Source organism: Mesorhizobium sp. (genome assembly GCF_041661565.1).
Lineage (GTDB): Bacteria > Pseudomonadota > Alphaproteobacteria > Rhizobiales > Rhizobiaceae > Mesorhizobium.
This window is the reverse complement of sequence record NZ_JBAZUD010000025.1, coordinates 18,565-43,522: the sequence shown is the minus strand read 5'-3', so window position 1 is coordinate 43,522 and position 24,958 is coordinate 18,565. Positions and strand designations below refer to the sequence as shown.

20 protein-coding genes and 2 tRNA genes are annotated in these 24,958 nt (G+C 62.5%); 6 read left to right on the top strand and 16 right to left on the bottom strand.

Annotation, left to right across the window (positions count from 1 at the left end; translation table 11 throughout):
* The 4 genes from nagZ to WC739_RS07045 all read right to left on the bottom strand — a co-directional run.
* The coding region (gene nagZ / locus WC739_RS07060; RefSeq protein WP_372952302.1) for a beta-N-acetylhexosaminidase at positions 1–869 on the bottom strand (869 nt) is incomplete at its 3' end.
* Positions 870–1,001: 132 nt separating this feature from the next.
* Positions 1,002–4,118, bottom strand: a complete 3,117-nt coding sequence (locus WC739_RS07055; protein WP_372952301.1) for an SPOR domain-containing protein — start codon at positions 4,116–4,118, stop codon at positions 1,002–1,004.
* 103 nt (positions 4,119–4,221) lie between these two features.
* Positions 4,222–5,979, bottom strand: a complete 1,758-nt coding sequence (gene argS / locus WC739_RS07050) for an arginine--tRNA ligase (protein WP_372952300.1) — start codon at positions 5,977–5,979, stop codon at positions 4,222–4,224.
* A gap of 74 nt (positions 5,980–6,053) precedes the next feature.
* A complete protein-coding gene (locus WC739_RS07045) occupies positions 6,054–7,268 on the bottom strand; it encodes a deoxyguanosinetriphosphate triphosphohydrolase (protein WP_372952299.1) in 1,215 nt (404 codons plus the stop codon).
* A 76-nt stretch (positions 7,269–7,344) separates the two neighbouring features.
* On the opposite strand from WC739_RS07045, the gene erpA reads away from it, so the two are divergent.
* The 4 genes from erpA to WC739_RS07025 all read left to right on the top strand — a co-directional run bounded on the left by erpA (position 7,345) and on the right by WC739_RS07025 (position 9,258).
* Positions 7,345–7,692, top strand: coding sequence for an iron-sulfur cluster insertion protein ErpA (gene erpA, locus WC739_RS07040; RefSeq protein WP_372952298.1), 348 nt, complete (start codon positions 7,345–7,347; stop codon positions 7,690–7,692).
* Positions 7,693–7,694: 2 nt separating this feature from the next.
* Positions 7,695–8,087 carry a VOC family protein gene (locus WC739_RS07035; protein ID WP_372952297.1) on the top strand — a complete coding sequence of 131 codons (393 nt, stop codon included), beginning with the start codon at positions 7,695–7,697 and terminating at the stop codon, positions 8,085–8,087.
* A 7-nt stretch (positions 8,088–8,094) separates the two neighbouring features.
* Positions 8,095–8,889, top strand: coding sequence for an exodeoxyribonuclease III (gene xth / locus WC739_RS07030; RefSeq protein ID WP_372952296.1), 795 nt, complete (start codon positions 8,095–8,097; stop codon positions 8,887–8,889).
* A gap of 69 nt (positions 8,890–8,958) precedes the next feature.
* Complete coding sequence (locus WC739_RS07025) at positions 8,959–9,258, top strand: hypothetical protein (protein ID WP_372952295.1); 300 nt, start codon at positions 8,959–8,961, stop codon at positions 9,256–9,258.
* 42 nt (positions 9,259–9,300) lie between these two features.
* Here the strand turns inward: WC739_RS07025 and WC739_RS07020 are convergent, their stop codons facing one another.
* The 9 genes from WC739_RS07020 to WC739_RS06980 all read right to left on the bottom strand — a co-directional run bounded on the left by WC739_RS07020 (position 9,301) and on the right by WC739_RS06980 (position 20,646).
* Positions 9,301–10,125, bottom strand: a complete 825-nt coding sequence (locus WC739_RS07020) for a tetratricopeptide repeat protein (protein WP_372952294.1) — start codon at positions 10,123–10,125, stop codon at positions 9,301–9,303.
* Positions 10,112–11,836, bottom strand: a complete 1,725-nt coding sequence (gene ilvD, locus WC739_RS07015; protein WP_372952293.1) for a dihydroxy-acid dehydratase — start codon at positions 11,834–11,836, stop codon at positions 10,112–10,114. The genes WC739_RS07020 and ilvD overlap by 14 nt, the downstream gene beginning before the upstream one ends.
* 291 nt (positions 11,837–12,127) lie before the next feature.
* On the bottom strand, positions 12,128–13,393 hold the full coding sequence (locus WC739_RS07010) for an OmpP1/FadL family transporter (RefSeq protein ID WP_372952292.1): 1,266 nt from the start codon (positions 13,391–13,393) through the stop codon (positions 12,128–12,130).
* Between the two features lie 358 nt (positions 13,394–13,751).
* Positions 13,752–16,535, bottom strand: a complete 2,784-nt coding sequence (locus WC739_RS07005; protein ID WP_372952291.1) for a valine--tRNA ligase — start codon at positions 16,533–16,535, stop codon at positions 13,752–13,754.
* 233 nt (positions 16,536–16,768) lie between these two features.
* Entirely contained in the window at positions 16,769–17,617 is an 849-nt protein-coding gene (locus WC739_RS07000; RefSeq protein ID WP_372952290.1) for a DUF2497 domain-containing protein, read from the bottom strand.
* A 194-nt stretch (positions 17,618–17,811) separates the two neighbouring features.
* Positions 17,812–19,200, bottom strand: a complete 1,389-nt coding sequence (locus WC739_RS06995) for a TolC family outer membrane protein (RefSeq protein ID WP_372952305.1) — start codon at positions 19,198–19,200, stop codon at positions 17,812–17,814.
* 186 nt (positions 19,201–19,386) lie between these two features.
* Positions 19,387–20,055, bottom strand: coding sequence for a protein-L-isoaspartate O-methyltransferase (locus WC739_RS06990; protein ID WP_372952289.1), 669 nt, complete (start codon positions 20,053–20,055; stop codon positions 19,387–19,389).
* A gap of 89 nt (positions 20,056–20,144) precedes the next feature.
* Positions 20,145–20,218, bottom strand: a tRNA-Cys gene (locus WC739_RS06985).
* 170 nt (positions 20,219–20,388) lie between these two features.
* On the bottom strand, positions 20,389–20,646 hold the full coding sequence (locus WC739_RS06980; protein ID WP_372952288.1) for a hypothetical protein: 258 nt from the start codon (positions 20,644–20,646) through the stop codon (positions 20,389–20,391).
* Between the two features lie 225 nt (positions 20,647–20,871).
* Between WC739_RS06980 and WC739_RS06975 the strand changes: the two genes are divergently transcribed.
* Positions 20,872–20,946: transfer RNA gene (locus tag WC739_RS06975), tRNA-Asn, on the top strand.
* A 203-nt stretch (positions 20,947–21,149) separates the two neighbouring features.
* Here the strand turns inward: WC739_RS06975 and WC739_RS06970 are convergent.
* Together WC739_RS06970 and WC739_RS06965 are read right to left on the bottom strand one after the other, a co-directional pair.
* Positions 21,150–22,265: an acyltransferase family protein gene (locus WC739_RS06970; protein ID WP_372952287.1), complete on the bottom strand. Its 1,116-nt coding sequence runs from the start codon at positions 22,263–22,265 to the stop codon at positions 21,150–21,152.
* A gap of 281 nt (positions 22,266–22,546) precedes the next feature.
* Positions 22,547–23,281 (bottom strand): SDR family NAD(P)-dependent oxidoreductase, encoded by a 735-nt coding sequence (locus tag WC739_RS06965; protein WP_372952286.1) that lies wholly within the window; start codon positions 23,279–23,281, stop codon positions 22,547–22,549.
* 152 nt (positions 23,282–23,433) lie between these two features.
* Between WC739_RS06965 and WC739_RS06960 the strand changes: the two genes are divergently transcribed.
* Entirely contained in the window at positions 23,434–23,793 is a 360-nt protein-coding gene (locus WC739_RS06960; protein ID WP_372952304.1) for a winged helix-turn-helix transcriptional regulator, read from the top strand.
* A 24-nt stretch (positions 23,794–23,817) separates the two neighbouring features.
* On the opposite strand, the gene WC739_RS06955 is transcribed toward WC739_RS06960, so the two are convergent.
* On the bottom strand, positions 23,818–24,897 hold the full coding sequence (locus WC739_RS06955; protein WP_372952285.1) for a calcium:proton antiporter: 1,080 nt from the start codon (positions 24,895–24,897) through the stop codon (positions 23,818–23,820).
* Between the last annotated feature and the right edge of the window lie 61 nt (positions 24,898–24,958).

Below are 24,958 nucleotides of genomic sequence, written 5' to 3'. Positions count from 1 at the left end.
TCCTCGAAAACACCGTTGCAGTGAAGGACCAGATCACAGCCCGCCGCAAGGATCGAGGCCGCCTTTGTCGGGAAATCCCCAGAAAGCGCCTTCATCGAGGTGTCGTCGCTCATCAGCAGCCCGTCGAAGCCGATTTCGCGACGGATGATCTCGTCGATGACCTTGCCCGACGTGGTGGCCGGATTGTTGGGATCGATCGCGCTGTAGACGACATGCGCCGTCATCGCCATCGGCAGATGGCTGAGCTCCTTGAACGGGGCGAAATCATGCCGCTGCAGATCGCTGAAGGAGGCATTGACGACAGGCAATTCGAAATGCGTGTCGGCGAAGGCTCGCCCGTGGCCGGGGATGTGCTTCATGACAGGCAGCACACCGCCCGACATCAGTCCTTCCGCGGCCGCGCGGCCGAGTTCGATCACCGGTCGCGGGTCCTTGCCGTAGGCGCGCGCGCCGATGACGTCACTGGCGCCCTCGATCGGCACGTCAAGCACTGGCAGGCAATCGGCTGATATGCCATAGCGCAGCAGGTCAAAGGCATGCAGCCGCGCCATCAGCCAGGCGGCACGGGCACCGGCATCGTGGTCGTCGCGCCACAAGGCGCCAAGCGCGCCGCCGGCAGGATAGTTCGGCGCCAGCGGCGGCCGCAGGCGCTGCACGCGACCGCCCTCCTGGTCGATGAACACCAGTGCGTCCGGGCGCCCGACGCAGTCACGCATCTGCGCCACAAGATCCCGGATCTGCTCGGCCTCGCTTATGTTGCGCGCAAACAGGATGAACGCCCACGGGCATTCATTGCGATAGAAATTGATTTCTTCGCGGGTGAGCGATTTCCCGGCACAGCCGAGGATCATGGATTTTGATTCGGTCATGCCCGCAGTCTAGGGCTTCGCGCGGCCGAAGGGAATCGTCGCGACCCGGATGCCGTCGAGCGCCAGCTCTGTCTCCACATGAAAAAGCCGGCGCGGTTTTGGACCGCGCCGGCTTTCAGCTTGGATGACCGTCTAGCGGGAGACGAAGCAATTGCCGCCGGCGGCCTTGTAGCTGGTGCAAAGGTTGATCGCGTCGTTGCGCGATTGCGCGGGCACGCGGACACGGTAGAACGTGCCCTTCCCGGCGATCTCCGCCTTGACGATGTTGGCGGTGCGACCGGCCAGCACGCTGCCGTACCGGCGCTGAAGGTCCTGATAGCTTGACTGGGCGCTCTCGACCGTGGGTTGAGAAGCGATCTGCATCGACCACGAACCGCCGCTGGCAGCGGTCGACGCCGGATCTATGGATGCAACCTGATCGGGCTTGACCTCGCCGACGACGTCGACCGGCTGGTCGGATGGGCGCTGCGGCGCGACCGGAACCTTCGCCGGCGTGTTGGCCGACTGGGCCTCGGCCCTGGGCTTGGCTGCCGGCTTGAGCGCTGGCTCGTCGCCAGCCTGCGCGGCCTGAGGCGCGACGGTGCCGGTCTGGTCCGCATCGGCCTGTGCCGACGGCGCGACATGCTGCGGCGCGGGATCGACCGGCTCGGTCGCGGGGACCGGCGCAGCGGCCGGCGCCGGATCCTCGCGCGCCACCAGCGAACCGTCCGCCTTGACCATCATGGTCTTCACCTTGCGCGGCGCGACGGCGACGATGTTGGCGCCCTGGTCGCTATCCTGCAGCACCTGGGCGATGCGATCCTCTGATTTCGGTGCGGGCGCCCCGGCAACGGCATCGCCGGCGGCGTCCGCGCTGTCACCGAGGGCATCGGCACCATCGGCTGCACCAGGCGAAAGATCGATGGCACGGGCAGGGTCCTTGGCCTGCACGTCCACAGGCTCTTCGCTGTTCGTGACCAGCTTTTCCTGGACCGGCTCGGCGGGCTTCACGCCCTTGACCACCGCGTCGTAGACCTTGTTGTCCTGGTTGGGGACCACGGCCCCACCCGGGTTTTCAGGCTTAACCTTGATCGGTGCATTGTCGGCCTTGACGATAACCGGCGCCTCGCTGCCACCCTTGCCGCCCAGCGACAGCGCAAAGGCGCCGAGGCCGCCGACGACAGCCACCGCGCCGACAATCGCCACGATGAACAGCCCGCGTCCCCGCGAGGACCTGGCGGCTTCCCGTTCGCCGATGCCCGGAACAGTCATCGCCTCGTCCAGCTCGGGATCGTAATCGAGCTCGTCGACCGTGAAATCGTCCGCCTGCGCAACCGGCTGGCCGCCTGGCGGATTGCCAAGATCGAAGCCATCGGCGTCGGCATAGGCGGTGGGCGCAGCCGCGCGGACAGGCATTTCCACCGGCCGCGCCGCATAGGTCCGCGCTTCCGGCTGATAGGCCGGCTTGGCGGTCCCATAGCCCGAATTGAATCCGGCATTGTCGAATTCGTCGTCATAGGATGCGCTGGGGGCATTGCCGGCAGGCGCGGCGGTGACTTCCATTGCATTCATGTCGGTGAGAAGGCTGGCGAACTCCGCGTCGAGGTCGTCATAGCCTGCCGTGGCGGGCTCATCGTCCTCGAAATGCAGTTCCGGAATATCGAGATCGTCCGCGAGCGCCACGACGCGCTCGGGCACATCGACAGTCTCGACATCGGGCATATCTTCGTGGTGAGCGGTCTGTCGCGGTTGCGGCGCGTAAACCGGGGCCGCCTGGGGGGCCGACTCCGTCGAACGGTAGGACGGCACAACAGCCGGCGTCACGACGCTCGCAGCCACCGGCGCGGTCGGCTGAGCAGAGAATGCCGGCGCCTGCGGGACGGGTGTCACGCGGCTCCACGAACGGCTCGGCTCCGCCGGCGCGGACCGTTCAGCCAGCCAATCCAGGGGATCCACCGGGGGTATCGCCGCGTCGCGGGTGTCCGAAGCCGTGGCGGACGCATCAATGTCGACACGCACCTCGCCCTGTGCGACATCGAGGTGATGCGGCCCCAACGGCGTGGGCTCATCCAGCCCCCAGTCGAGGTCGCCGACCAGATCGGCCGGTTCCTCGGCGGTCTTCGCAGGCGGCTGGACGGGCGCTGGCCGCGTGGCGATGGGCTCCCTGGCCGGCGCCGTGCGCGCGGTCATGGCGCCCAGAAGCGCGTTCAGCTCGTCTTCGAGGCTTCGTTCATCCTTGACGGCGACAGGTGTCGGCTGGGCCACAGGCGCGGCTGGCGCTGGCGCGACCGCGGCGACCGGCTCTTCGGCGGTCACAGCAAACGCATCGTCGAAATCCACGTCGAACGCATCATCCAACGCTGCCTCGGATGCACGGCCGGAGACATCGTCACCCGTGACGTGAGCAGGCATGGCCTCCTGGGGCTCACGGGAAGCCACTGGTTCGGAAGCCAATGGTTCATCCGCCTGAATGTCGAAGTCCATGTCGACATCGGCCATGGCGTCTTCGAAATGACCTGTGAAATCCTCATCCGGGATCGACTGGGCATCGTGCCCCCTCACCGGCACGGCATGGGCAGCCGGGGCATCGTATGCGGCGTACCGGTCCGAAGGATGCTCGTCGATCATGAGCTCGTCCTCGAGCGAGATCGCGAGCGCATGATCGAATTCATGGTCCAGGGCCGGCTCGACATCGACAGAAGTACGCACGGCGTAGCGGGTTTCTTCGGCTTCATGGGCGACCTGGAAGCTCCGGTCGAGCGACGCGGCCAGTTCGTCTTCCATCGGCTGATCATCTTCGAACGGCGACACGTCTTCTAGCGAACTGGCGACCGCATTGTCGAAATCGGCATCGAAGGCCGAGTCGAGCGTTGGTGATGCTTCGGCAGAGCCTGCGGCCGTATGACTGGCAGAAGCCGCCTGGCCGACAATATCCGCCATGTCGAGATCGAAATCATCGTCAAGCGACAGTGAGAACCCATCATCCGACGCCTTGGCGTCGGGGGTTTCGAACGCCAGATCATGCGCGTCGCCGACCTGGGCGGGGTCGCTGTCATACGCGCCGAACTCGCCCAGTAGCTCCTGGTCGAGGTCGATGTCGGAATAGACCTCGTCCGCCACGGGACCGGCGTCGGCTTTCCCCTTGCCAGACCTTTGCGGCTCGACCGGCTGGCGCGGGTCGAATCCCATGATCCTGGTCAGTTCCGCGAACGGATCATCGTCTGCGATGTCGTTGTGGTCGGCTGCTCTCAGCTGGGTTCTGTCTGCCATTTTTGTTCCCGAACTCGCACTCATTCGGACGCCATGGACGTCGCGCAGGGTTGGCCCTTACCAGCGCAATGTGGGCAAAAGGTGACAGATTGTTTAGTCGGACCTAACGCATCTCGGTGGGCGCGGCGGCTCCGATCAACGTCAGGCCGGACGTGAGAACGTCCGAAACAGCCTGCACCAGCCCTAGTCTGGCATGCGTCAATTGTCGGTCGTTAACCTTAACAAAACGTAAGTCCGGATTATCGGTGCCGCGGTTCCAGTGTCCATGGAAGCTGGAAGCCAGGTCATAGAGGTAAAATGCCAGCCGGTGCGGCTCGAGCGCAAGGGCCGCGGACTCGATCAGGCGTGGATATTCGGCCAGCTTGCGGATCAGGCCGATCTCGCCCTCGTCAGTGAGCAAATTCGCGGCGGAGGCAAGGCTGTGGCGATCGAAATTGGCCTCGCCCAGCTGCTCGCTCGCCTGCCTGAACACCGAATGGCACCGCGCCGAGGCGTACTGCACATAGAACACCGGATTGTCCTTGGACTGCTCGGTCACCTTGGCGAAGTCGAAATCGAGCGGCGCGTCGCTCTTGCGGTACAGCATCATGAAGCGGACCGGATCACGGCCAACCTCTTCCACCACTTCGCGCAACGTCACGAAATCGCCGGACCGTTTCGACATGCGAACCGGCTCACCATCGCGAAACAGCTTGACCAGGTTGCACAGCAGCACGGTGAGCTTCACGCGGTCACCGGCGATCGCTCGCGCCAGGGCTTCCAGGCGCTTGACGTAGCCGCCATGGTCGGCGCCGAGCACATAGATCAAGTCGACGAAACCCCGATCGACCTTGTCCTTGAGATAGGCGACGTCGCCGGCAAAATAGGTGAACGAGCCATCGGACTTGACCAGTGCGCGATCCATGTCGTCGCCGACGGCGGTCGAGCGGAACAGGGTCTGTTCGCGGTCTTCCCAGTCCTCCGGCTTCTCGCCCTTGGGCGGTGGCAGCTTGCCCTTGTAGATATGGCCTTTCAGCGTCAGGTCGCTGATCGCCGAACGGATCTTCCTGGCATTGTCGGCGTGCAGCGTGCGCTCCGAAAAGAACACGTCGTGATGCACATTGAGCAACGCCAGATCTTCGCGGATCATCGCCATCATCGCGTCGATGGTGCGGTCCTTGACGATGGCCATCGCCTCGTCCTCCGGCATCTCCAGCAGCGAGCCGGCAAACTCCCTGGCCAATGCCTCCCCGACGGGGACGAGGTAATCGCCGGGATAGAGCCCGGCCGGGATTTCGCCGATGTCCTCGCCCAATGCCTCGCGGTAGCGCAGCAAGACGGAACGGCCGAGCACGTCGATCTGCGACCCGGCATCGTTGATGACATATTCCTTGGTCACGTCGTAACCGGCAAACGCCATCAGATTGGCGAGCGCGTCGCCGACCACGGCGCCCCGGCAATGGCCCACGTGCATCGGGCCGGTAGGATTTGCCGAAACATATTCGACATTGGTCTTCCGGCCGCCACCGACCGTCGAGCGGCCATAGTTGCGGCCCCGGCCAAGCAGCGCGGTCAGATGCGCCTGCCAGAACTCGTCCTGCAGCCTGAGATTGACGAATCCCGGACCTGCGACGTCGGCGCCGGCAACATCCTTGTCCTCACGAAGCGCCTGCGCCAGCCTTTCGGCCAGCACGCGCGGGTTCTGGCCCGTCGGTTTGGCCAGCACCATCGCCGCATTGGTCGCCAGGTCGCCATGGCTGGCGTCGCGTGGCGGCTCGACGGCAATGCGCGACAGGTCGGGCGAACCGCCATTACTGTCTTTCAGGTCAAGCGCTTCGACGGCTTTTATGACTCGCGCGTTGAAATCGGCGAAGATGTTCATTGGACTGGCTCTGGGGTCTGGCTCTTGCGGCTTTGCAGCGAATCCGGCACGTGGCCGGTAAATTTGGGCCCGCCCTAGCTCAATTCAGGCGTATGGTCAAACAAACGCCGGTGCTCCTTGAGCGCGTAGGTGTCGGTCATACCGGCCAGGAAGTCGGCAACGCTGCGCGCCTTGATGCGATCGTCGGCCCGGTCCAGCCCCTCGCGCCAGCCGTCCGGCATGGCCCGCGGATCGGCGAAATAGACATCGAAAAGGTCCTTGACGATCCGCTCGGCATCCGCGCGCACCCGCATGACCTCTTCGTGGCGATAGAGATGCTTGTAGAGGAACGCCTTCAGCTCCTTCTCTGACTGCGCCATGGCGCTGGAGAAAGTGACCATCGTCTCGCCCGCCGACCTCACCGCGTCGGCGCTCATTGGCTTGATGCGCTCGAGATTGGCGGTCGTCGACCTGATCACGTCCTCGACCATGGCGGTGATCTGCCGTCGCATCAGTTCGTGGCCGGTGCGCATGGTATCGAGAGCAGGATAGCGGGCGCGCACGCTTTCCAGGATCTTTCCCGGCAACGACACCGCCTCCAGCATGTCGAGCGTCAGCAGCCCTGCCCTCAACCCATCGTCGATATCATGCGTGTTGTAGGCGATATCGTCGGCGATCGCTGCGCACTGCGCCTCGATGCCCGCAAACCGGTCCAGTTCGAGATCGTGGAGTTCGGAATAGTCCCGAATCGCTTGCGGCACCGGACCCCTCAGGCCCTTTCCCCTGGAGTCGGTTAGTGGCCCGTTGTGCTTGACCAGGCCTTCCAGCGTTTCCCACGTCAGGTTCAGCCCGTCGAACTCGGCATAGCGCGCCTCCAGCCGTGTCACGATGCGCAGTGATTGCGCATTGTGGTCGAAGCCGCCCCACGCCGCCATTTTCTCGTTCAGCGCATCCTCGCCGGTATGGCCGAAGGGCGTGTGGCCAAAATCATGCACCAGCGCCACCGCTTCGGCCAGATCCTCGTCGCCGCGCAACGCCCGTGCCAGGGCGCGGGCGATCTGGGCAACTTCGATCGAATGGGTCAGCCGGGTGCGATAATGGTCGCCTTCATGCGCGATGAAGACCTGCGTCTTGTGCTTGAGTCGCCGGAACGCCGTCGAATGGATGATGCGGTCGCGGTCGCGCTGGAACGGCGTGCGGGTCGGGCTCTCCACCTCGTCGAACAGGCGGCCGCGCGAAAGCGCGGGATCCGTGGCATAGGACGCGCGCGGCCGGTAGCCGAACCCAATGTCGCCAAGCTCATTTGTCATGGCTGATGCCGCCGCGGTTGACTTGCCCCTTCGCGCTTCATACCTATCATGTGAAACCGAAAGCAAGGTGACGCCCATGGGCGCTGATGCCAAGACCGCCATGAAAGTCGATATGACCGAGGCTGCCGCCAAACGGATCGCCAGGATCGTGTCCGGCGAAGCCGGCAAGACGGCATTGCGCGTTTCTGTAGAAGGCGGCGGTTGTTCCGGCTTTTCCTACAAGTTCGATCTGGTCGATGCCCGCAATGACGACGACGTCGCGATCGAAAAGGACGGCGCCACGGTGCTGATCGACGATCTGTCGCTTGTCTACATGGGCGGGTCGGTGATCGACTTCGTCGACGACCTGATGGGCCAGTCCTTTCAGATCCGCAATCCGAACGCCGTCGCCTCCTGCGGCTGCGGCACGAGCTTCTCCATCTAGGAATGCCTGCTGTTGGCGCGGTTCGTCAGATCGCGCTGTCGGCTGGCCGCGACCTCGACGCAACGCTGGTCTTCTGGCGCGATGTGCTCGGCATGGGCGTTCACGCCCGCTACGATCCGCCCGGCATAGCCTTCATCATGGCCGGCGAGGTGCGCCTGTTGTTCACCGACGGCATACCGGCCGGCACGGTCTATCTCGACATGGCCGGGCTTGAAGCGTTTCATGCCGAGGCGAATGCCGCGGGCGTCCCCTTCACCGCGCCGCCGACGCTCGTACATCGCGACACCGAAGGCCAGTTCGGCCAGGCGGGGGAAAGCGAGTGGATGGCCTTTCTAAAGGACCCGGCAGGCAATACGATCGGCCTTGTCGAACGTCTTCCGCCTGAACCTGCCTGAGGCTGCCATGAAAATCGTTACCTGGAACATCAATGGCATCCGTGCCCGCATCGGCAACCTGACCCATTGGCTGACCGAGAGCGCGCCCGACATCGTCTGCCTGCAGGAGATCAAATCGGTCGACGAGCAGTTTCCGCGCGCCGAGATCGAGGCGCTTGGCTACAATGTCGAGACGCACGGCCAGAAAGGCTTCAACGGCGTCGCCATCCTGTCCAAGCTGCGCTTTGACGAGGTTATCAGGGGGCTGCCCGGCGACGACGCCGACGAGCAGGCGCGTTTCATCGAAGGCGTATTCTCGACCGACAAGGGTGCGCTGCGTGTTGTCTCGCTCTATCTGCCGAACGGTAATCCCATCGATGACGACAGGAAATTCCCTTACAAGCTATCCTGGATGGCGCGGCTGGAGCGTTGGGCGCAGGAACGGCTGAAACTCGAGGAGGCCTTGGTGCTGGCTGGCGACTACAACGTCATTCCAGAACCGATCGACGCCAGGTTTCCGGAGAACTGGCTGGGCGACGCGCTGTTTCAGCCCGAGACACGGCAATCCTTCCGGCGATTGCTCAACCTCGGCTTCACCGAGGCAGTGCGCGCGGTCACCGACGCGCCTGAGACATTCACGTTCTGGGACTATCAGGCCGGCGCCTGGCAGAAGAACAACGGCATTCGCATCGACCATCTGCTGCTGTCTCCGGAGGCGGCCAACCGGTTTTCCTCCGCTTCGATCGAGAAGCACGTGCGAGCCTGGGAAAAACCGTCCGACCATGTGCCGGTGGCAATCGACCTGGCGCTGCTGCCAGCGTGACGGCGCCAAACCATATATCGCCACAAACGAGCCTTTGATTGCTGGCCAGCATGGTGGCCGGGGGTGCCCATGACCACAAGATTGCTCCTGTGTCCGATCGGCCTGGCGTTTGCCATGGCCGCGCCCGCGACCGCCCTTGCCGGACAGGAATGCCTGGCCAACGGAAAATCCTATCAGGTCGGACAGGTCGCCTGCCTGACGGTTGCAGAAATGAGCCATCTTGCCCGTTGCGGGATGGTGCTCAACAACACGTCATGGGTGAAGATCGGCGACATTTGTCCTGAAAACACGATGGCGCCGCGCCCGCCGCTCGCACCGGTCTCGACACCGGCTCCCGGCATGGTGCCGACGGAACCGACCGAAAACTGATCAAGCCTGAAAACCAGCGTGTTTGGCGGAGCCACGGCGGGACTATTGGTCGCCGCCGCCCTTGGTGAGGATGTCGTCGGCCAGCGAGATCGCCGTGCGGCGGTCGGCCTCGCCGGCAGCGGCGAACGCCTCTTCCTGCATGCCGCGAATCCAGGGTTGATCGGCCGGTGAAGCGCGTTCGAGCGCCGCCGTCATCATCGCCAGCCCACGAACGATCTTGCCGCTCTGGAACAGCAGATTGCCGAGCGTCGCCTGGGCGCCGGCATGGCCCTTTTCGGCGGCAAGCTGGAACCAGCGCCCGGCCTGCTTGACGCTGGCCTTCACCCCGCCCTCGCCCTTCAGGAACATCTGTCCCATCTCGAACTGAGCGTTCGGATTTCGGTAGTTGGCCGCGGCGCGCATGTAGTATTCCTGCGCCGCCACCTCATTCTCGGCGACCGGACTGCCGGGAATACCCTTGCGCAGATAGTCGCCAAGCGCCACCAGCGCGTCGGAGACATAGCTTTCCTCGGGTGAACCCGGTTCGACATCCTGGTCGACGATCTCGGAGAAGAACTTGAACGCCTCATAGTCGTCGCGCTCCACGCCGTCGCCCTCCGCATACATGCGGGCAAGCTTCCAGGTCGCGCCGATCTGGCCGTTTTCGGCGGCGTATTTGTAGGCCTCGGCGGCCTGTTCCTTGTGACCGCTCTTGTAGGCGGAAAAGCCGAACTGGAACACGGCCCACGGGCTCGACTGCGGCTTCACACCGGTCTTGTCGTCGAACACCTTGTCATCGAAGGCCATGGCCTGGCCGACGGCGCCAAGGATCGCCGTCGCGACCAGCACCGACAACATCCCCGACCTCAACACCTCAGATGTCCGCATAGCAGTGTGTTTCTTTGGCACCGCCCGGATGGGTCACCGCGCCATCGCGCGCCGGACCCACGGTCTGTGCATATTTCCATATCGCGCCCGACTGGTAGTCGGTCGTGCGCGGCTTCCAATTCTTCGCCCTCTCCGCCAGTTCCGTTTCGGTCAGCGCCACCTCTATCGTGCCGGCAACGGCGTCGATCGAGATCACGTCGCCATCGATCAGCAGTCCGATCGGGCCGCCCACGGCAGCCTCCGGCCCGACATGGCCGATGCAGAAACCGCGCGTCGCGCCCGAGAAGCGGCCATCGGTGATCAGCGCCACCTTGCCACCCATGCCCTGGCCGTAGAGCGCCGCCGTCGTCGACAGCATCTCGCGCATGCCGGGACCGCCGCGCGGGCCTTCGTAACGGATGACGAGCACTTCGCCTTCCCGGTAGTTGCGATGCGTCACCGCCTCGAAACATTCTTCTTCCGAATCGAAGCAGCGAGCCGGGCCGGAGAATTTCAACTCCGACATGCCGGCGACCTTCACGATCGCGCCTTCGGGGGCAAGGTTTCCCTTCAACCCCACGACACCGCCGGTTTTTGTAATTGGTCGATCGGCGCTACGGACCACATCCTGATGTTCATTCCAGGCAACATGTTCCATATTTTCGGCCAAAGTACGGCCGGTGACCGTCAGGCAGTCGCCATGCAGATAGCCGTGGTCGAGCAGGGTCTTCATCAACAGCGGAATGCCGCCTGCCTCGAACATGTCCTTGGCGACGTATTTGCCGCCCGGCTTGAGGTCGGCGATGTAAGGCGTCTTCTCGAAGATCCTGGCGACATCGAACAGGTCGAACTTGATGCCGGCCTCATGCGCGATCGCCGGCAGGTGAAGCGCGGCGTTGGTCGAACCACCGGTGGCGGAGACGACGGTCGCGGCATTTTCCAGCGCCTTCAGCGTTACGATGTCGCGCGGCCGGATATTTTTCTCGATAAGCTCCATGATCTTCTCGCCCGAGGCGAAATTGAACCGGTCGCGCATCTCGTATGGAGCCGGCGCGCCGCAGGAATAGGGCAGCGCCAGGCCGATCGCCTCGGCGACGGTGGCCATGGTGTTGGCGGTGAACTGGGCCCCGCAGGAGCCGGCCGACGGACAGGCGGCCTGCTCGATTTCGAGCAGCTCGGAATCGCCGATCGTGCCGACCGAGTGCTGGCCGACCGCCTCGAACACGTCCTGGACGGTGATCTGCCGGCCGCGATAGCTGCCGGGAAGAATGGAGCCGCCATAGATGAAGATGGACGGTACGTTGAGGCGCACCATCGCCATCATCATGCCGGGCAGCGACTTGTCGCAGCCGGCCAGCCCGACCAGCGCATCGTAGCAATGGCCGCGCATGGTGAGCTCGACGGAATCGGCGATGACATCGCGCGACACCAGCGACGACTTCATGCCCTGGTGACCCATGGCGATGCCGTCGGTGACCGTGATGGTGCAGAATTCGCGCGGCGTGCCGTTGGCGGAGGCCACACCCTTCTTGACCACCTGCGCCTGGCGCATCAGCGAAATGTTGCAGGGCGCCGCCTCGTTCCAGCAGGACGCGACGCCGACCAGTGGCTGCGCGATCTCGGCGGCCGACAGCCCCATCGCATAGAGATAGGAACGATGCGGCGCGCGCGCCGGACCGACGGTCACATGGCGGCTGGGGAGCTTGGCCTTTGAGATGACTCTGGCGTCCATACTCTTCCTTGCCGCGGGCGGTGCGGCGGTGCCCCATCGCCGAGCCTTTTGGCGCGTGTCCCGAGACAGGATCGAGGTGCGCTTGGTTTATGGCGGGAAATGGGCAATGTCCTTGGCGGGATTTGTAGCGCAAGGGTTGTTCAGAAAGTGTTGCCGAAACGTCACAATCGCACGAGCCCAACAGAGTGCGACTAATATGCAACGGAGCTCGACTTACCCGGAGCGGAACAATGCCGGCTCAAACTGAAAAGGCCGGGCAGTGCCCGGCCTTTGATGTTCAATCTCAATGAGTTACCACTTGACCTTGAACGAAGTCGAAAGCGCCGTGACAAGGTCGTTGCCGAAGTCGGCGGTATAGCCATTGTCGTAGGTTTGACCATCCTCTGAGTTTACGGCCGTATGAATCGATCCGCTGGTAAGCACGCCGACCGCACCCCCAAAACGGAGCTCCACGTTCTGGGTTGGCGTATATGACACGCCACCGCCAAGGGTCCAGGTATCGGTCTGGGCACTGAGGCCGGTGGAGGTTCCACGATCCCAGGTGATAAGCGCAGCACCGCTCCACTGATCATTGAATTTGTGGCCGACGCCGCCGGAAACCGTCCAGCCATCGCGATAAAGGAGATCAAGCGAGGTAAGCTTCAGAGGGCTGGTCGTCGTGCAGGAAGCCGTGCCGGTCGGGCAAAACGGAATGCTCTGCAACTCGCTCCAATTCACCCACTTTATCGATCCGAATGCCAGCCAGCCGGGAGCTATGCCGGACTGAAGCTTAAGCTCCAGGGATTCCGGAACCGCCGAGGAACCGCTGACATTCGTCACCTTGCCCAAGAACGGATTTGCCGGATTGAGGATCCCGGGTACCTGCGTCAGATCCAGCGTGCCGTCCAGACTGTCGAGCTTTACCTGGGAGTTGTAGACCAGGCTGGCGCGTAACGCGATATCCGGAATCTCGTAGGCAACGCCGGCTCGCCATCCCCAACCGTCACCTTCAAGGTCAAGGCGCCCGATGCCCGCACCGGGAATGGGAGCGACCAATTGTTCTTTGAAGCCGGAGACATTTTCGTGAAACACGCCGCCGATGAAACGAAACTGTCCCTTTCCAAGATCCATCTTGTAGGAGCACGTGCCACCCACGGCCTCGCTCCGTACCTCGGTGTCGACATTGCTGTTCGCACCGGCCCAGTTCCGACCCGGGTTGCTGGATGCACCGATCGGCTGGCCGTAGTCGACGAGACAATCGACGGGACCCATGCCCGCCTTGATACCGACGCTCGGCACCCAATAGCTTTTGGTGTCGCGGGCGCTGTCGGAGAAACCTGGAATGAGATTCAGAGGACCATCGGACGGGTCGGTGTCCTTCACGTTCTTCAGGTTGCGTTGCGGCATCACATAGGTGCCGGTGACCTCACCCGTGACCGGCGCCGGATCAAACAGCAGGTCGATGTCGTACCCGCCGCGCTCCAGGCCGCCGGCATGCGCCGAACTCATGGTCGTCCCGATCAAAGCAAGCGAAAAGCACCCCGCCCCCAGCAGTACTTTCAGACGCAAATTGTTCATGGATGTCCTCCCCGAATAACCAGTGGCTCAAGCTAGAACCAATTCAGGTTAACGCTGCAACAACGAATTCAAGGGACGTACATGTACATGCATGCCAAACGTTCTATCGAGAAAAAGCGCATGGGCCCAGCAAGGCCGAAAACCATCCCCCGGTGTGCCTAATGACGCGGAAAATTCGGTAAAGACCCCAAAATGGCTGGAAAACAGCCCTTTTTGGAGGATAGCCGCCCCATTGTTACATTATGGCAACAATAGGGCGAAAAGTATCCGTTTACGTCAAGACTAACGCAACGGCATGCCATTTTTGAAGAGGCAAAGCACCGGTTTCGACGCGGCCAAACGGCCCCGAATCTAACCTTCAACCCGCGTCGCGAACCCTGGTCAACGCCACCGAAAGCTTGTCCTGCGCGTCTCGGTATTCGGCGAGCTTTTCCCGCTCGGCCTCGACGATTTCGGCCGGCGCGCTGGCAACGAATCTTTCGTTGGACAGCTTCTTGTGCAGGCGTGCGATCTCCTCGGTAACCTTGGCGAGTTCCTTCTGCAACCGGGCGGCCTCGGCGGTGAGGTCGATCAGGCTGCCCAGCGGCAGGCAGATCGTCGCCTCGTTGAGGACGATCTGTGCCGAGCCTTTGGGGGCTGCGTCAGCCAGCGAGATGTCGCCGACCCGCGCCAGCCGCTTGATCGCGGACTCTTCGCGCACCAGCCGTTCGCGTGTCACCTCGTTGGCCCCGACCACGACCAGCGGTGCTATTGCGCCCGGTGGCACATTCATCTCCGAGCGCACGGAGCGGATACCCGAAACGAGGTCGACCAGCCAGTTGATGTCGGCGGCCGCGTCGGCGTCCTCGAAGTCGGGCGACGGCCACGCAGCGTGACATAGCAACGAAGCGCGTTCCTTGCCCTCGCCCGCTGTCTGCGCCCACAACTCTTCCGTCATGAACGGCATCATCGGATGCAAGAGCTTGTAGATTTCGTCCAGCACGAAGGCGACGCAGGCGCGGCTCTCGGCCTTCGCGGCCTCGTCCGGGCCCATGAACACCGGCTTCAGCAGCTCCAGGTACCAGTCGCAGAACAGGTTCCAGACGAAGCGGTAGGCGGCGCCCGCCGCCTCGTTGAAGCGGTATGAGGTGATGCCGTCGGTGATCTCGCGCGCGGCGCGCGTCAATTCGGTCAGGATCCAGCGATTGACCGCCAGCTTGGCATCGTTCAGCCAAAACTCGTCGTTGCGCGCCACCTCGTTCATCTCGGCGAAACGCGTCGCGTTCCACAGCTTGGTGCCGAAATTGCGATAGCCGGCGATGCGCGCCGGGTCGAGCTTCACGTCGCGCCCCTGCGCCGCCATAACCGTCAGCGTGAAGCGCAGCGCATCGGCGCCGTACTCGTCGATAAGGTCGAGCGGATCGATGACGTTGCCTTTCGACTTCGACATCTTCTGCCCGTTCTTGTCGCGCACCAACGCGTGAACATAGACAGTGTGGAACGGCTCCTCTTTCATGAAGTGCAGGCCCATCATCATCATGCGGGCAACCCAGAAGAAGATGATGTCGAAGCCGGTTACCAGCACGTCGGTCTGGTAGTAGGTCTTCAGTTCCGGCGTCTGGTCCGGCCATCCCAGTGTCGAGAACGGCCACAGCGCCGACGAGAACCAGGTGTCGAGCACGTCCTCGTCGCGGGTCAGGATTTCACCTGGCTTGAAGTTCTCCAGCTTGTCCTCGACCCAGGCCTTCCAAGGCCCTTCGAGCGCCAGATAATATTCGATCGCCGCGCCCAGCGCCTCTTCCTCGGTCTTCTCGACAAAGACACGCCCGTCCGGCCCATACCAGGCCGGAATCTGGTGACCCCACCACAGCTGGCGCGAAATGCACCAGGGCTGGATGTTCTCCATCCAGTCGAAATAGGTCTTCTCCCAGTTTTTCGGCACGAACTTCGTGCGGCCCTCGCGCACCGAGGCGATGGCCGGCTTGGCCAGTTCCGCCGCATTGGCATACCACTGCTCGGTCAGGAACGGCTCGATCGGCACGCCGCCGCGATCGCCATGCGGCACAGCATGGCGGTGCGGCTCGATCTTGTCGAGGAAGCCGCCGGCCTCCATCAGATCGACGATCTTCTTGCGCGCGACAAAACGGTCGAGGCCGTCGAGTTCATCCCAGACCGCCTGACGCTCGGGCGTCGCCTCGAGGCCCTCGAGGAAATCCTCATTGTCCCTGAGATTGATGGCGGCCTCGATGGTGAGGATATTGATCGCCGGCAGCTTGTGGCGCTTGCCGACCTCGAAGTCGTTGAAATCGTGCGCCGGCGTGATCTTGACCGCCCCGGAGCCCTTTTCCGGATCCGAATACTCGTCGGCCACGATCGGAATCTTGCGGCCGACGATCGGCAGGACGACGTTCTTGCCGACCAGGTGCCGGAACCGCTCGTCATCAGGATGCACGGCGACCGCCGTGTCGCCCAGCATCGTCTCGGGGCGCGTCGTCGCCACAGTGATGAAGGTTTTCGAGTCCTCGGGGTCGAAGACCACACCTTCTATTGGATAGCGGAAGTGCCAGAGGTTGCCATTCACCTCCTGCTGCTCGACCTCGAGGTCGGAGATCGCGGTCAGCAGTTTCGGATCCCAGTTCACAAGGCGCTTGTCCTTGTAGATCAGCCCTTCCTTGTAGAGGGTGACGAACACTTCGAGCACGGCCTTGGAGAGCCCCTCGTCCATGGTGAAGCGTTCGCGCGACCAGTCGGCCGAAGCGCCAAGCCGCTTCAGCTGGTTGAAGATGGCGCCGCCGGATTCGGCCTTCCACTCCCACACCTTGTCGATGAATTGCTCGCGCGTCAGATCGCGGCGATGGATCTGCTTTTCCATCAGCTGGCGTTCGACCACCATCTGCGTTGCGATACCGGCATGATCCATGCCCGGCTGCCACAGCACGTTCTTGCCGCGCATGCGTTCGAAGCGCACAAGGATGTCCTGCAACGTGTTGTTGAGCGCGTGGCCCATATGCAGCGAGCCGGTGACGTTGGGCGGCGGGATGACGATGGTAAAGGCCTCGGCCCCTTCCTCGGACCCGGCGCCGGCGCGGAACGCGTCAGCCTCTTCCCAGATTTTGGCGATCTTCGGCTCGACGGTTTTTGCGTCGTAGGTCTTTTCAAGCATGGGAAATGGTCCGAGCTGTCGGGATTTTGCTGGTCCGGTGTAAATCGGAAGGTCTTGGCCAAGTCAACCGCAACGGCCGACGCGGCTCACCACACGCACATAGGCGCGGTATTGGTCATTTCAACGGAAGGCAATGCACACACATTCGGCGCACAAGTTCGCCCTCGGCGTTCGGACAGACGCTGTAAACAAAAACGCCGCCCCCGGGCGGCATCTCATCCGGGACCGGGGTGTTACTGCGCGCCGCGCGCCACGCGCTCGATTTCCTCGCGCACCAAGCGCTCGACCAGCGTCGGCAGATTGTTGTCCAGCCAGTCCTGCAGCATAGGCCGCAGCATCTCCTCGGCCATCTCGTCGAAGGTCTTCTTGCTCCGGCTGGCGAACGCGTCGGACAGCTCGCCGAAGGCGGCGGCAACCTGCCGGCCTGTGTGCTCGGAGACAATCGCCGGACGCGCCGACGGCGCCTCTTCGGCAACCGGCCTTTCCGGACTTGCGTCGGACGGCGCCTGCTCGAAAGCTGGTTTGGCGATCGGCTCGTCGCTGAAACTGACCACCTCCGGCCGCACGAAAGCTCCGCGCGCTTCACCAGCTCCGCGTGCCTCGCTCCTGTCCGGCGCAAGCCGGGCCTGCTCACCGACCGCGGCGATCTCGCGACGCCAATCCGCGACGATGGCGTCGGTCGTGGCGATAGGCGGGGCCACCGGCGCCTCGTCGACCGCGGCTGGCTCTGCGGCGATCGGGGCGCGGACCTCTGCCAGCGTCAAGGAGGGTCGCATCATGGCGGGATCGGAGCGCACCGGCGCTTCCATGCGCGCGACGGTCGGCTCGGCCGCCGGTGGACGCGCCTGGACTTCCGCCAGCGTGACTGGCTTCCTGGCGTTGGCAGCGGCGTACGGATCGCCTCGCGAAGCCTCGGCCTCGGAAACGGGATCGACCTGGGACAAGCGTTCGAGATCCTGTCGCAGCTCGTCGGTCTCACCGGACGGCTTGCGGCCGGTGTCGCTGTCTTCGATGATCCGCCTGATGGAAGCCAGGATCTCTTCCATGGAAGGTTCGCGCTGTAGGCTGCTTGCCGTTGCCATTGTCAGATACGCCGCCCCTGTGACCCAGTGCAGATTTCCGCTCCGGGCATGCCGGATCGAATCATGTCCGTAGCGTAACCGACTGAGCGCCGCGCGAGAATCCCCAATCTGGGGACTTGTGGGATTTCAACAGATTAGAGCAAGAAACCGAAACCGGGTGTTTCGACAGCGAGGCCGTGATTCGGCCCCTCGCCTCAGCGTCCGTCCGGCGTGCGCAGGCCGATCCACTTGTCCTTGACGGCGTTGTAGTGCTCCTCGGGCCTGTACTTCGCCACCTTCAAGCCAAGACGGTCGACGGACAGGCGACCGGTCGCCTGCAGGATGGCGTAACTGGCGACCACCACGTCATGCTCGTAGCTGGCCTGGTTGATCTGCGCGGTGATGACCGTCGCCTGCGCGTTGAGGACGTCGAGCGTGGTGCGCTGCCCGACATTGCGCTCCTCGATGACGCCGTTCAGCGCCAGCCTGGCAGCCTGGATCACCTGCCTGTTGGCCGCGAGACTCTCCTGCGCGGCGGTGTACTCCGTCCACGCCGCGGTGACGGCCTGGCGCACCTGGTCTCGGCTGACGTCGACCTCGATACGGGCCTGGCCAAGCGATTCCTTGTTTTGCCGCACGATCGCCGAGGTGCGTCCGCCGGAATAGATCGGGATGGTCAGCGTTGCCCCGACACTGGCCGAATTGGTGGTGCCGTCCTGGGAACTGACGCCCGGCAAAGGCGAGGTGTTGCGATAGGCGCTTGAAACACCGGCGGAAGCCGACAACTGCGGCAGCAGCGCGCCTTCGGCCGACTTCACCGAAAACGCGGCGGCGTCGACCAGATGCTGGGTCGCCAGGATAGCCGGATGCTCGTTCGAGGCCACGCCGATGGCGGCGGCGAGACTCGACGGCAACAGCTTGCCCACGGGCGAAGCGCCGTTGAGCTTGCCCGGCTCGTCACCGACGATCTGGCGATAGGTCGCGGCGCTTGCCAACGCCTGGGCGCGGGCGGCGCTCACCTGCGCCACCGCGGCGGCGCGTGAGGCGTCGGCTTGCGCCACGTCGGTGCGGGTGCCTTCACCAACCTCGAAGCGCGAACGAGCCGCGCGCGCCGTTTCGGTCAGGAATTGCAGGTTCTGCTCGGTGAGCACGGCGACCTGACGGTCGCGAATCACATTCATGTACGCCTGGGCCGCGCTGAACAGGATGTTCTCTTCGGTGTTGCGCAGGCTTTCGACCGAAGCACGGACCTGCGATTCGGCGGCCGCCACGTTGTTCCTGGTCTGGAAGCCGTCGAACAGCGTCTGGTTGATCTGGACGCCGAAATTGCCGGAGGTCAGGCGAGCGCTTGAGTTGGTGCCGTTGACATGGCTGCTCGAGTAATCGATCGAAGCCGACCCGGCGATGCTCGGGCGCCAGCCCGACTTGGCGATGGCGACGCTCTCGTCGGTGACACGAACGCCGGCGCGTGCCGAATTCAGCGTGGAATTGTTCTGGTAGGCTTTCGCGAGCGCACCAAGGATGGATTCCGCCGAGGCCGTGAATGGAGACAGCGCGGTGGCGGAAACGAGGACGGCGGCAAAAAGGCTCTTGCGTACAGGCAGCACGGTATATCCCTCATTCGTTTTCCATGGGAACCGCGCCGCGTCGGCTTCTCTGTTCGATCAGCCGGCGCCGCGTGTCTGATGTTCCCTGCTGCTCAGCCCCAAAGTGCCCCCAGTTTGCGGATCAGCAACGATTGTTCAATGGCAAGCGACCATGACAAAGCCTCTCCTGCAAGGCAAAATCATTCAGAATTCGAAGGCATGCACATGTTCGAATCCCGGTAGTGGCTTAATTGCCGCATTAAACGCGCGTCTTCCCGTTACAACCCCCCCGGTCTTAAAAAAAAGCCTGGCAACGCCCGAATTGCCCTGACCTTCGACCGCGACAAGGCGGCCGCCTTCGGCAAGCTGGTCGAGCAGCGACGCCGGCACTTCCTCGACGCTGCCGCCGATGAAGATGACGTCGTAAGGCGCCTTGGCGGCATGTCCTTGCGCCAACGCGCCCTCCACCACCGTCACATTGCCGCAACCAAGCGAGGAAAGCGTCGATCTGGCGATTTCAGCCAGCGCCGAATCGCTCTCGAGCGCCACCACGGACCTGGCGAGTCGCGACAGCAGCGCCGAGGCATAGCCGGTGCCGCACCCGACATCGAGTACCGAATCGGTCGGATCCACCTCGGCCAGTTGGATTAACTTGGCCAATGGCGAGGCTTCCATCAGGTAGCGCGGACCGGCGGCACCGGTCGCGATGCGGATGTCCTCGTCGATATAGGCGAGATCGCGTTGCCCGGAGCCGACAAACGCTTCGCGCGGCACGTCGAGCATCGCATCGAGCAATGGGGCGCTGGTTACGTCGGTGGTTCGAACCTGGCCATCGACCATCTTGACGCGAAGCTCGGAGAAATCAGCGCTCATGTTCCAACCATCCGCCTGCCGCGCCAGAACCGCGGTTCATTACGACCGGAACATCAGGCCCCAGCGCGAGTGCGCGGGAGCCCGGGTATTGGAGGCCTCGCCCGGAATCGAACCGGGGTGCAAGGATTTGCAGTCCTCTGCGTAACCACTCCGCCACGAGGCCTCATAGCTCCCGGCGTTCCACCCGGTTCCAATAGGTTGCGGCGAAAATGCCGTCAAGCCGCGAAGCCGCATTCCGGAAGGTTTCCTCTGGCGAGGCCTCGGCACGGCCGAACCCTCCCCTTGCCGGCAGTCGCATGGACCTTTGCATTTGCCGGGGGCGAAACAGCAGCTTCAGTTCGGCCGCCGCCGCCGCTCCCACCAGACGACAAAGCGGCGCCGGTGGCGTCGCACCATGGCGAACTCATAGGACAGCACCAGCAAGCCGAGCGGCACCATCCAGAAGCCGAGAATCGGCAGGAAACCCAGGACGCCGCCCATGGTCAGCAGGATACCGATGGCGATCCTGAGCCGGCGCGAACGCGGCATCTTGAACTCGCGTCCGAAAACCGAGATTTTCCTCGCGGGGAACTGATCGTCTTGTGCTGTCATCGTTTCGAAAGATTGACCCGTTGAACCCTGAAAGATCACGCTCGCACCCAACCCGTGGGCGCGATTTCGGTTCCGATGTGGACCTCAAGGCGGCTAATATGAGGGCAGCCCCAGACGATTGCGAGAAACCACCGCGCGAAAATGCTTCGGAAAAATGCGAAATGCTTCTTTGCAAAGCCGAAAAGGGTTTGCTATAGGCTGCCCCACTCACATGAGAGCCTCTGTTCCCCGGTAGCTCAGTGGTAGAGCAACCGGCTGTTAACCGGTTGGTCGCTGGTTCGAATCCGGCCCGGGGAGCCAAATCTTTTCAAGCATTTAGCGAAAGTCGATACGTCGCGCTTTTAGCGTGGCGTGCGCGCATATCTGTTTCTACCGACCAACGTCGAACCCGGACACGGTGCATGCCCCGCCAAAAATGACATCGCGCGGGCCGACATCGCGCGGGCCATTGAGCGCGATCACTAACTTGACGATCCCTCGGGCATGATCGATGGCCCCTGAGCCTAACTCGGATTTGCAGGATTAAGCATGGCTGCTGAGGCTGAACGTGCCAACGGAAAGCGATTCTTGTAACGAAGAATCGGGCTTTCGATAAAAATCCAAGACAAGTGTGCGATGCCAACCGAGAGGCCAATCAGCGCTACAGAACCAATAAGTCCTCCATTTCCGACCCATTGAAGTGAAGGGATCGTGCTGACTAACGGCGGCAGAAACATGTGATAGACATAAATCCCGTAGCTAATTCTCCCGACATATCGGACAGGCTTCCAGCTTAGCCAATCCAGCCAAGGATCAGCATTGCCGTTTGCGGCCGCCGCGACCAAACACGCGCTAAAGGCGGATGCAATGAATGGATAGAAAATTGCTCTGGGCATTTCCATAAATCGGATCGAGAAAGAGACAAGAAGAAATACTGTTGCTGTTGCGATTAGCCACCTCTTGCTTGCTGCCGCCATCCAGATCCACTTATAAGATTCTGACATAAACGCAGTAATGAGGAGAGCTCCCGCGGCCATACTTGCTAAGTTTCCGGGAAGCAGAACTGTGATCAAGGACGAATCGTTAGAGAAATACACATACGATCTGAATATTAACGTTACAAAAAATGAAATTAATATATAAATAAATAGTGACTCCTGCGACGTCAGCAAGACGATAAAAACCCAGAGCAGGTAGAATTGTTCCTCGGTACACAGACTCCAGAAATGATCCCCGCTTCCTAACCATTGGCCGGCCATCGCTATCTGAAAGTTCGTCAGATAGAGCGCATGGACCCACCAATACCTCCTGATGGAACCGAAGCCGAATAACACGGCAAATGTTATCGCGAGATATAATGGTGGGCTTAACCTGAGAAATCTTCGCCAATAAAATTGCCTGGCAGCGATTCTGATTGATACACCTCTATAGCTGATCAAGATCCGCGTAATCAGAAACCCGCTAAGTACAAAGAAAAGCGTTACGCCCGCACCGCCCGGACTCAGGCTCCTGAGAAACCCAGAGGGCACGAAATGTTCGATGAGGACACCCATAATGGCAACGGCGCGAAGACCATCGAATCTGGGCAAATATGAAAGAGTTGGTTCCGATTCTCTTTCCAATAAAGTAAATCCAAACACAAAAATGATCTGTTTGTATTTTGGATTGAAATCCGGCCACGTTCATCGCGTACGAAAGTTCATGCATATCATCCGTTTGTATGGTCCAGCGGTCAGCAGCGAGTTTCAGCTTGGCATGCGAGTGGATCGCGCCGCGCACTGGGCTAGGCCGCCCTGCCCTCACCAGTCGTAATCCGCTACCAGCGGCACGATCTGTGCTACCGATGAAAGCGATTTCACCTTGAGCCCCCCAGGGCTCCGGTCCCGTGACCGAAGCCCCTATACCGGATTATCGACCGTCCTCAGATCTGTGCCAGACCGCCATCGACGAAGACCTCGCCGCCAGTCATGAAGCTGCTGTCGGAGGAGGCGAGGAACGCTGCTACGGCACCCGTCTCGGTCGGGTCACCCATGCGGCCTAGCGGCGTTGTCGCCCCAAGCGCGTCCATCGCGTCCTCGCCCAGCACTTCCAGCGCCAGCTCCGTCTTGGTCGGTCCCGGCGACAGCACGTTGACTCGGATGCCCGTGCCGCGCAGGTCCAGCGCCCAACTGCGCGCCAGATTGCGGATCGCCGCCTTGGTCGCGCTGTAGATGCTGAAGCGCTGCGTACCCATTACACCGGTGCTTGAACCGGTCAGGATGATCGACGACCCCGCCTTCATCAGCGGCAAGGCCTTCTGCACCGTGAAGATTAGCCCCTTCACATTGACGTCGAAAATCTGATCGTAGTGCTCGGGGGTGATCTCTCCCAGTCCCGCGAACGAGCCGGTCCCCGCGTTGGCGAACAGGATATCGAGCTGGCCTCGTTCGGCCTTTACCGTCTCGTACAGCCGGTCGAGGTCGGCGGGATCGGTCACCGAACCACTCACCGCCCGCGCGTGGGGACCCAGCTTGGCCAGCGCGGCGTCGAGGACGTCCTGCCGCCGCCCGAAGATGTAGACGAATGCGCCTTCGTCGATGAACCGTTTCGCGGCCCCAAGTCCGATGCCGCTTCCGCCGCCCGTCACCACCGCTGTCTTGCCCTGTAGTCTGCTCATGATGTGCTCCTTCATTGAGGTTGCACAGAGTTGGCTCTTCACCCACCTATTGACAAGTATGCACCTTTTGGTAAGTAGGCAGAATGTCGTCAAATCCTTCGAGGCCGGCGTCGTCGCAGGCCCAAACCGCTGAGCCAACTTCGACCTCGACGCTGCCTGGTTTCACCTGCGGCCTCGACGCGAGCCTGCGGTTCATCTCCGGCAAGTGGAAACCGCTGATCCTCTATTTCCTCGCCCAGGGCGGCCCGATCCGCTACGGCGAACTGCGGCGGGCCGTGCGCGATGTCAGCGACAAGATGCTGATCCAACAGCTCAAGGAGTTGGAGGCAGACGATCTCGTGAAGCGCACCGACTACAAGGAAATCCCGCCACGGGTGGACTATGGCCTGACGCCGTTGGGGCGCAGTCTGGCCGAGGCCCTGGTGCCGCTATGTACCTGGGGAAATGAAAATATGGCCGAGGTCACTCGCGTCTTCGCCCGGCGCGATGAGCTGAACAGCAAGGGCCGCTAGGCAAAATGTCTCGGTATCCGGGGCCTACGGCACGATGATGAGAAACAGATAGGCGACGAAAACGACCAGGTGGACGAGGCCCGTCAGAACCGTCGTGCGACCGGTTCCAAAGGATATCACGCTGATCGCCAGCGCCAGCAGCAGCAGCACGGTGTCGCCTGAACCAAGCCCCAGCGTCAGTCCTCTCCCGGTGATGAGGCTGGCGGCCGAGACCGCCGGGATGGTCAGGCCGATGGTGGCGCAGGCGGAGCCCAGAGCGACATTCAGGCTGCGCTGAAGGTCGTTCCTGAGCGCGGACCTGATGGCCGAGACGGCCTCCGGCATCAGCACAAGCGTGGCGATGAACGCGCCGACGATCGCATCGCTCTGCGCGACCTGTAGCGCCGCCAACCCGTCTTCGATGCTCCCCGCGATCAATTCGGTCAGCAGCACGATGCCGGTAAGGCCGAGCACCAGCAGCACGATATTGGGCGCCAGCGCTTCCGCGGGCGTCTCTGGAGCATTGTCGGGGCGCGGATCCAACTCCCCGATGAAGTCGCCGCGATAGCGCACCGTCTGCGCAAAGACGAACGCGCCGTATAGCAGGAGCGACAGGGTGCTCACGAACGCCAGCTGCATTGGCGAAAAAGTGCCGGGGCTGGTCGTCAAGGTGAAATTGGGCAGGACCAGCGTCAGCACCGTCAGTGCGATCATCACGCCGAGATAGCTGCTTGTGCCCTGGCGCATGATATCCTGATGCAGGTGCCGCCAGCCGCCGAAGGTCAGGCACACGCCAACGACGCCGGTGCACACGATCATCACCGTCGAGAAAACCGACTCCCGCGCCAGCGTTGGATTGTTCTCGCCATGCAGCATCATCGAGATGATGACCGAGGCTTCGATCGCGGTGACCGCCAGGGTCAGGACCAGCGTACCATATGGTTCTCCGACGCGGTGTGCGACCGCTTCGGCATTGCGCAGCACCATGAACACCGTCACGAACACCACGCATGCCGCGAGCAGCGAGAGAACCGTCCTGGCCGAAAAACCCAAATCGTCCAACGGCAACAGACCAGATTGGCACGCCGCCGCAAGGATGAAAGTGCCAACCGGAAGAAGCCGCATCAGCGACCGCACCGGATGCCTCTGCTCTGCATTCCCCGCGGCCCGGCGCGCGGTGGTCTCA

Coding starts and splice junctions, on each gene's coding strand:
- WC739_RS07055 (WP_372952301.1), bottom strand. CDS start 4,118: ATGGCAGACAGAACCCAGCTGAGAGCAGCCGACCACAACGACATCGCA.
- argS (WP_372952300.1), bottom strand. CDS start 5,979: ATGAACATCTTCGCCGATTTCAACGCGCGAGTCATAAAAGCCGTCGAA.
- WC739_RS07045 (WP_372952299.1), bottom strand. CDS start 7,268: ATGACAAATGAGCTTGGCGACATTGGGTTCGGCTACCGGCCGCGCGCG.
- erpA (WP_372952298.1), top strand. CDS start 7,345: ATGGGCGCTGATGCCAAGACCGCCATGAAAGTCGATATGACCGAGGCT.
- WC739_RS07035 (WP_372952297.1), top strand. CDS start 7,695: ATGCCTGCTGTTGGCGCGGTTCGTCAGATCGCGCTGTCGGCTGGCCGC.
- xth (WP_372952296.1), top strand. CDS start 8,095: ATGAAAATCGTTACCTGGAACATCAATGGCATCCGTGCCCGCATCGGC.
- WC739_RS07025 (WP_372952295.1), top strand. CDS start 8,959: ATGACCACAAGATTGCTCCTGTGTCCGATCGGCCTGGCGTTTGCCATG.
- WC739_RS07020 (WP_372952294.1), bottom strand. CDS start 10,125: ATGCGGACATCTGAGGTGTTGAGGTCGGGGATGTTGTCGGTGCTGGTC.
- ilvD (WP_372952293.1), bottom strand. CDS start 11,836: ATGGACGCCAGAGTCATCTCAAAGGCCAAGCTCCCCAGCCGCCATGTG.
- WC739_RS07010 (WP_372952292.1), bottom strand. CDS start 13,393: ATGAACAATTTGCGTCTGAAAGTACTGCTGGGGGCGGGGTGCTTTTCG.
- WC739_RS07005 (WP_372952291.1), bottom strand. CDS start 16,535: ATGCTTGAAAAGACCTACGACGCAAAAACCGTCGAGCCGAAGATCGCC.
- WC739_RS07000 (WP_372952290.1), bottom strand. CDS start 17,617: ATGGCAACGGCAAGCAGCCTACAGCGCGAACCTTCCATGGAAGAGATC.
- WC739_RS06990 (WP_372952289.1), bottom strand. CDS start 20,055: ATGAGCGCTGATTTCTCCGAGCTTCGCGTCAAGATGGTCGATGGCCAG.
- WC739_RS06980 (WP_372952288.1), bottom strand. CDS start 20,646: ATGACAGCACAAGACGATCAGTTCCCCGCGAGGAAAATCTCGGTTTTC.
- WC739_RS06965 (WP_372952286.1), bottom strand. CDS start 23,281: ATGAGCAGACTACAGGGCAAGACAGCGGTGGTGACGGGCGGCGGAAGC.
- WC739_RS06955 (WP_372952285.1), bottom strand. CDS start 24,897: ATGCGGCTTCTTCCGGTTGGCACTTTCATCCTTGCGGCGGCGTGCCAA.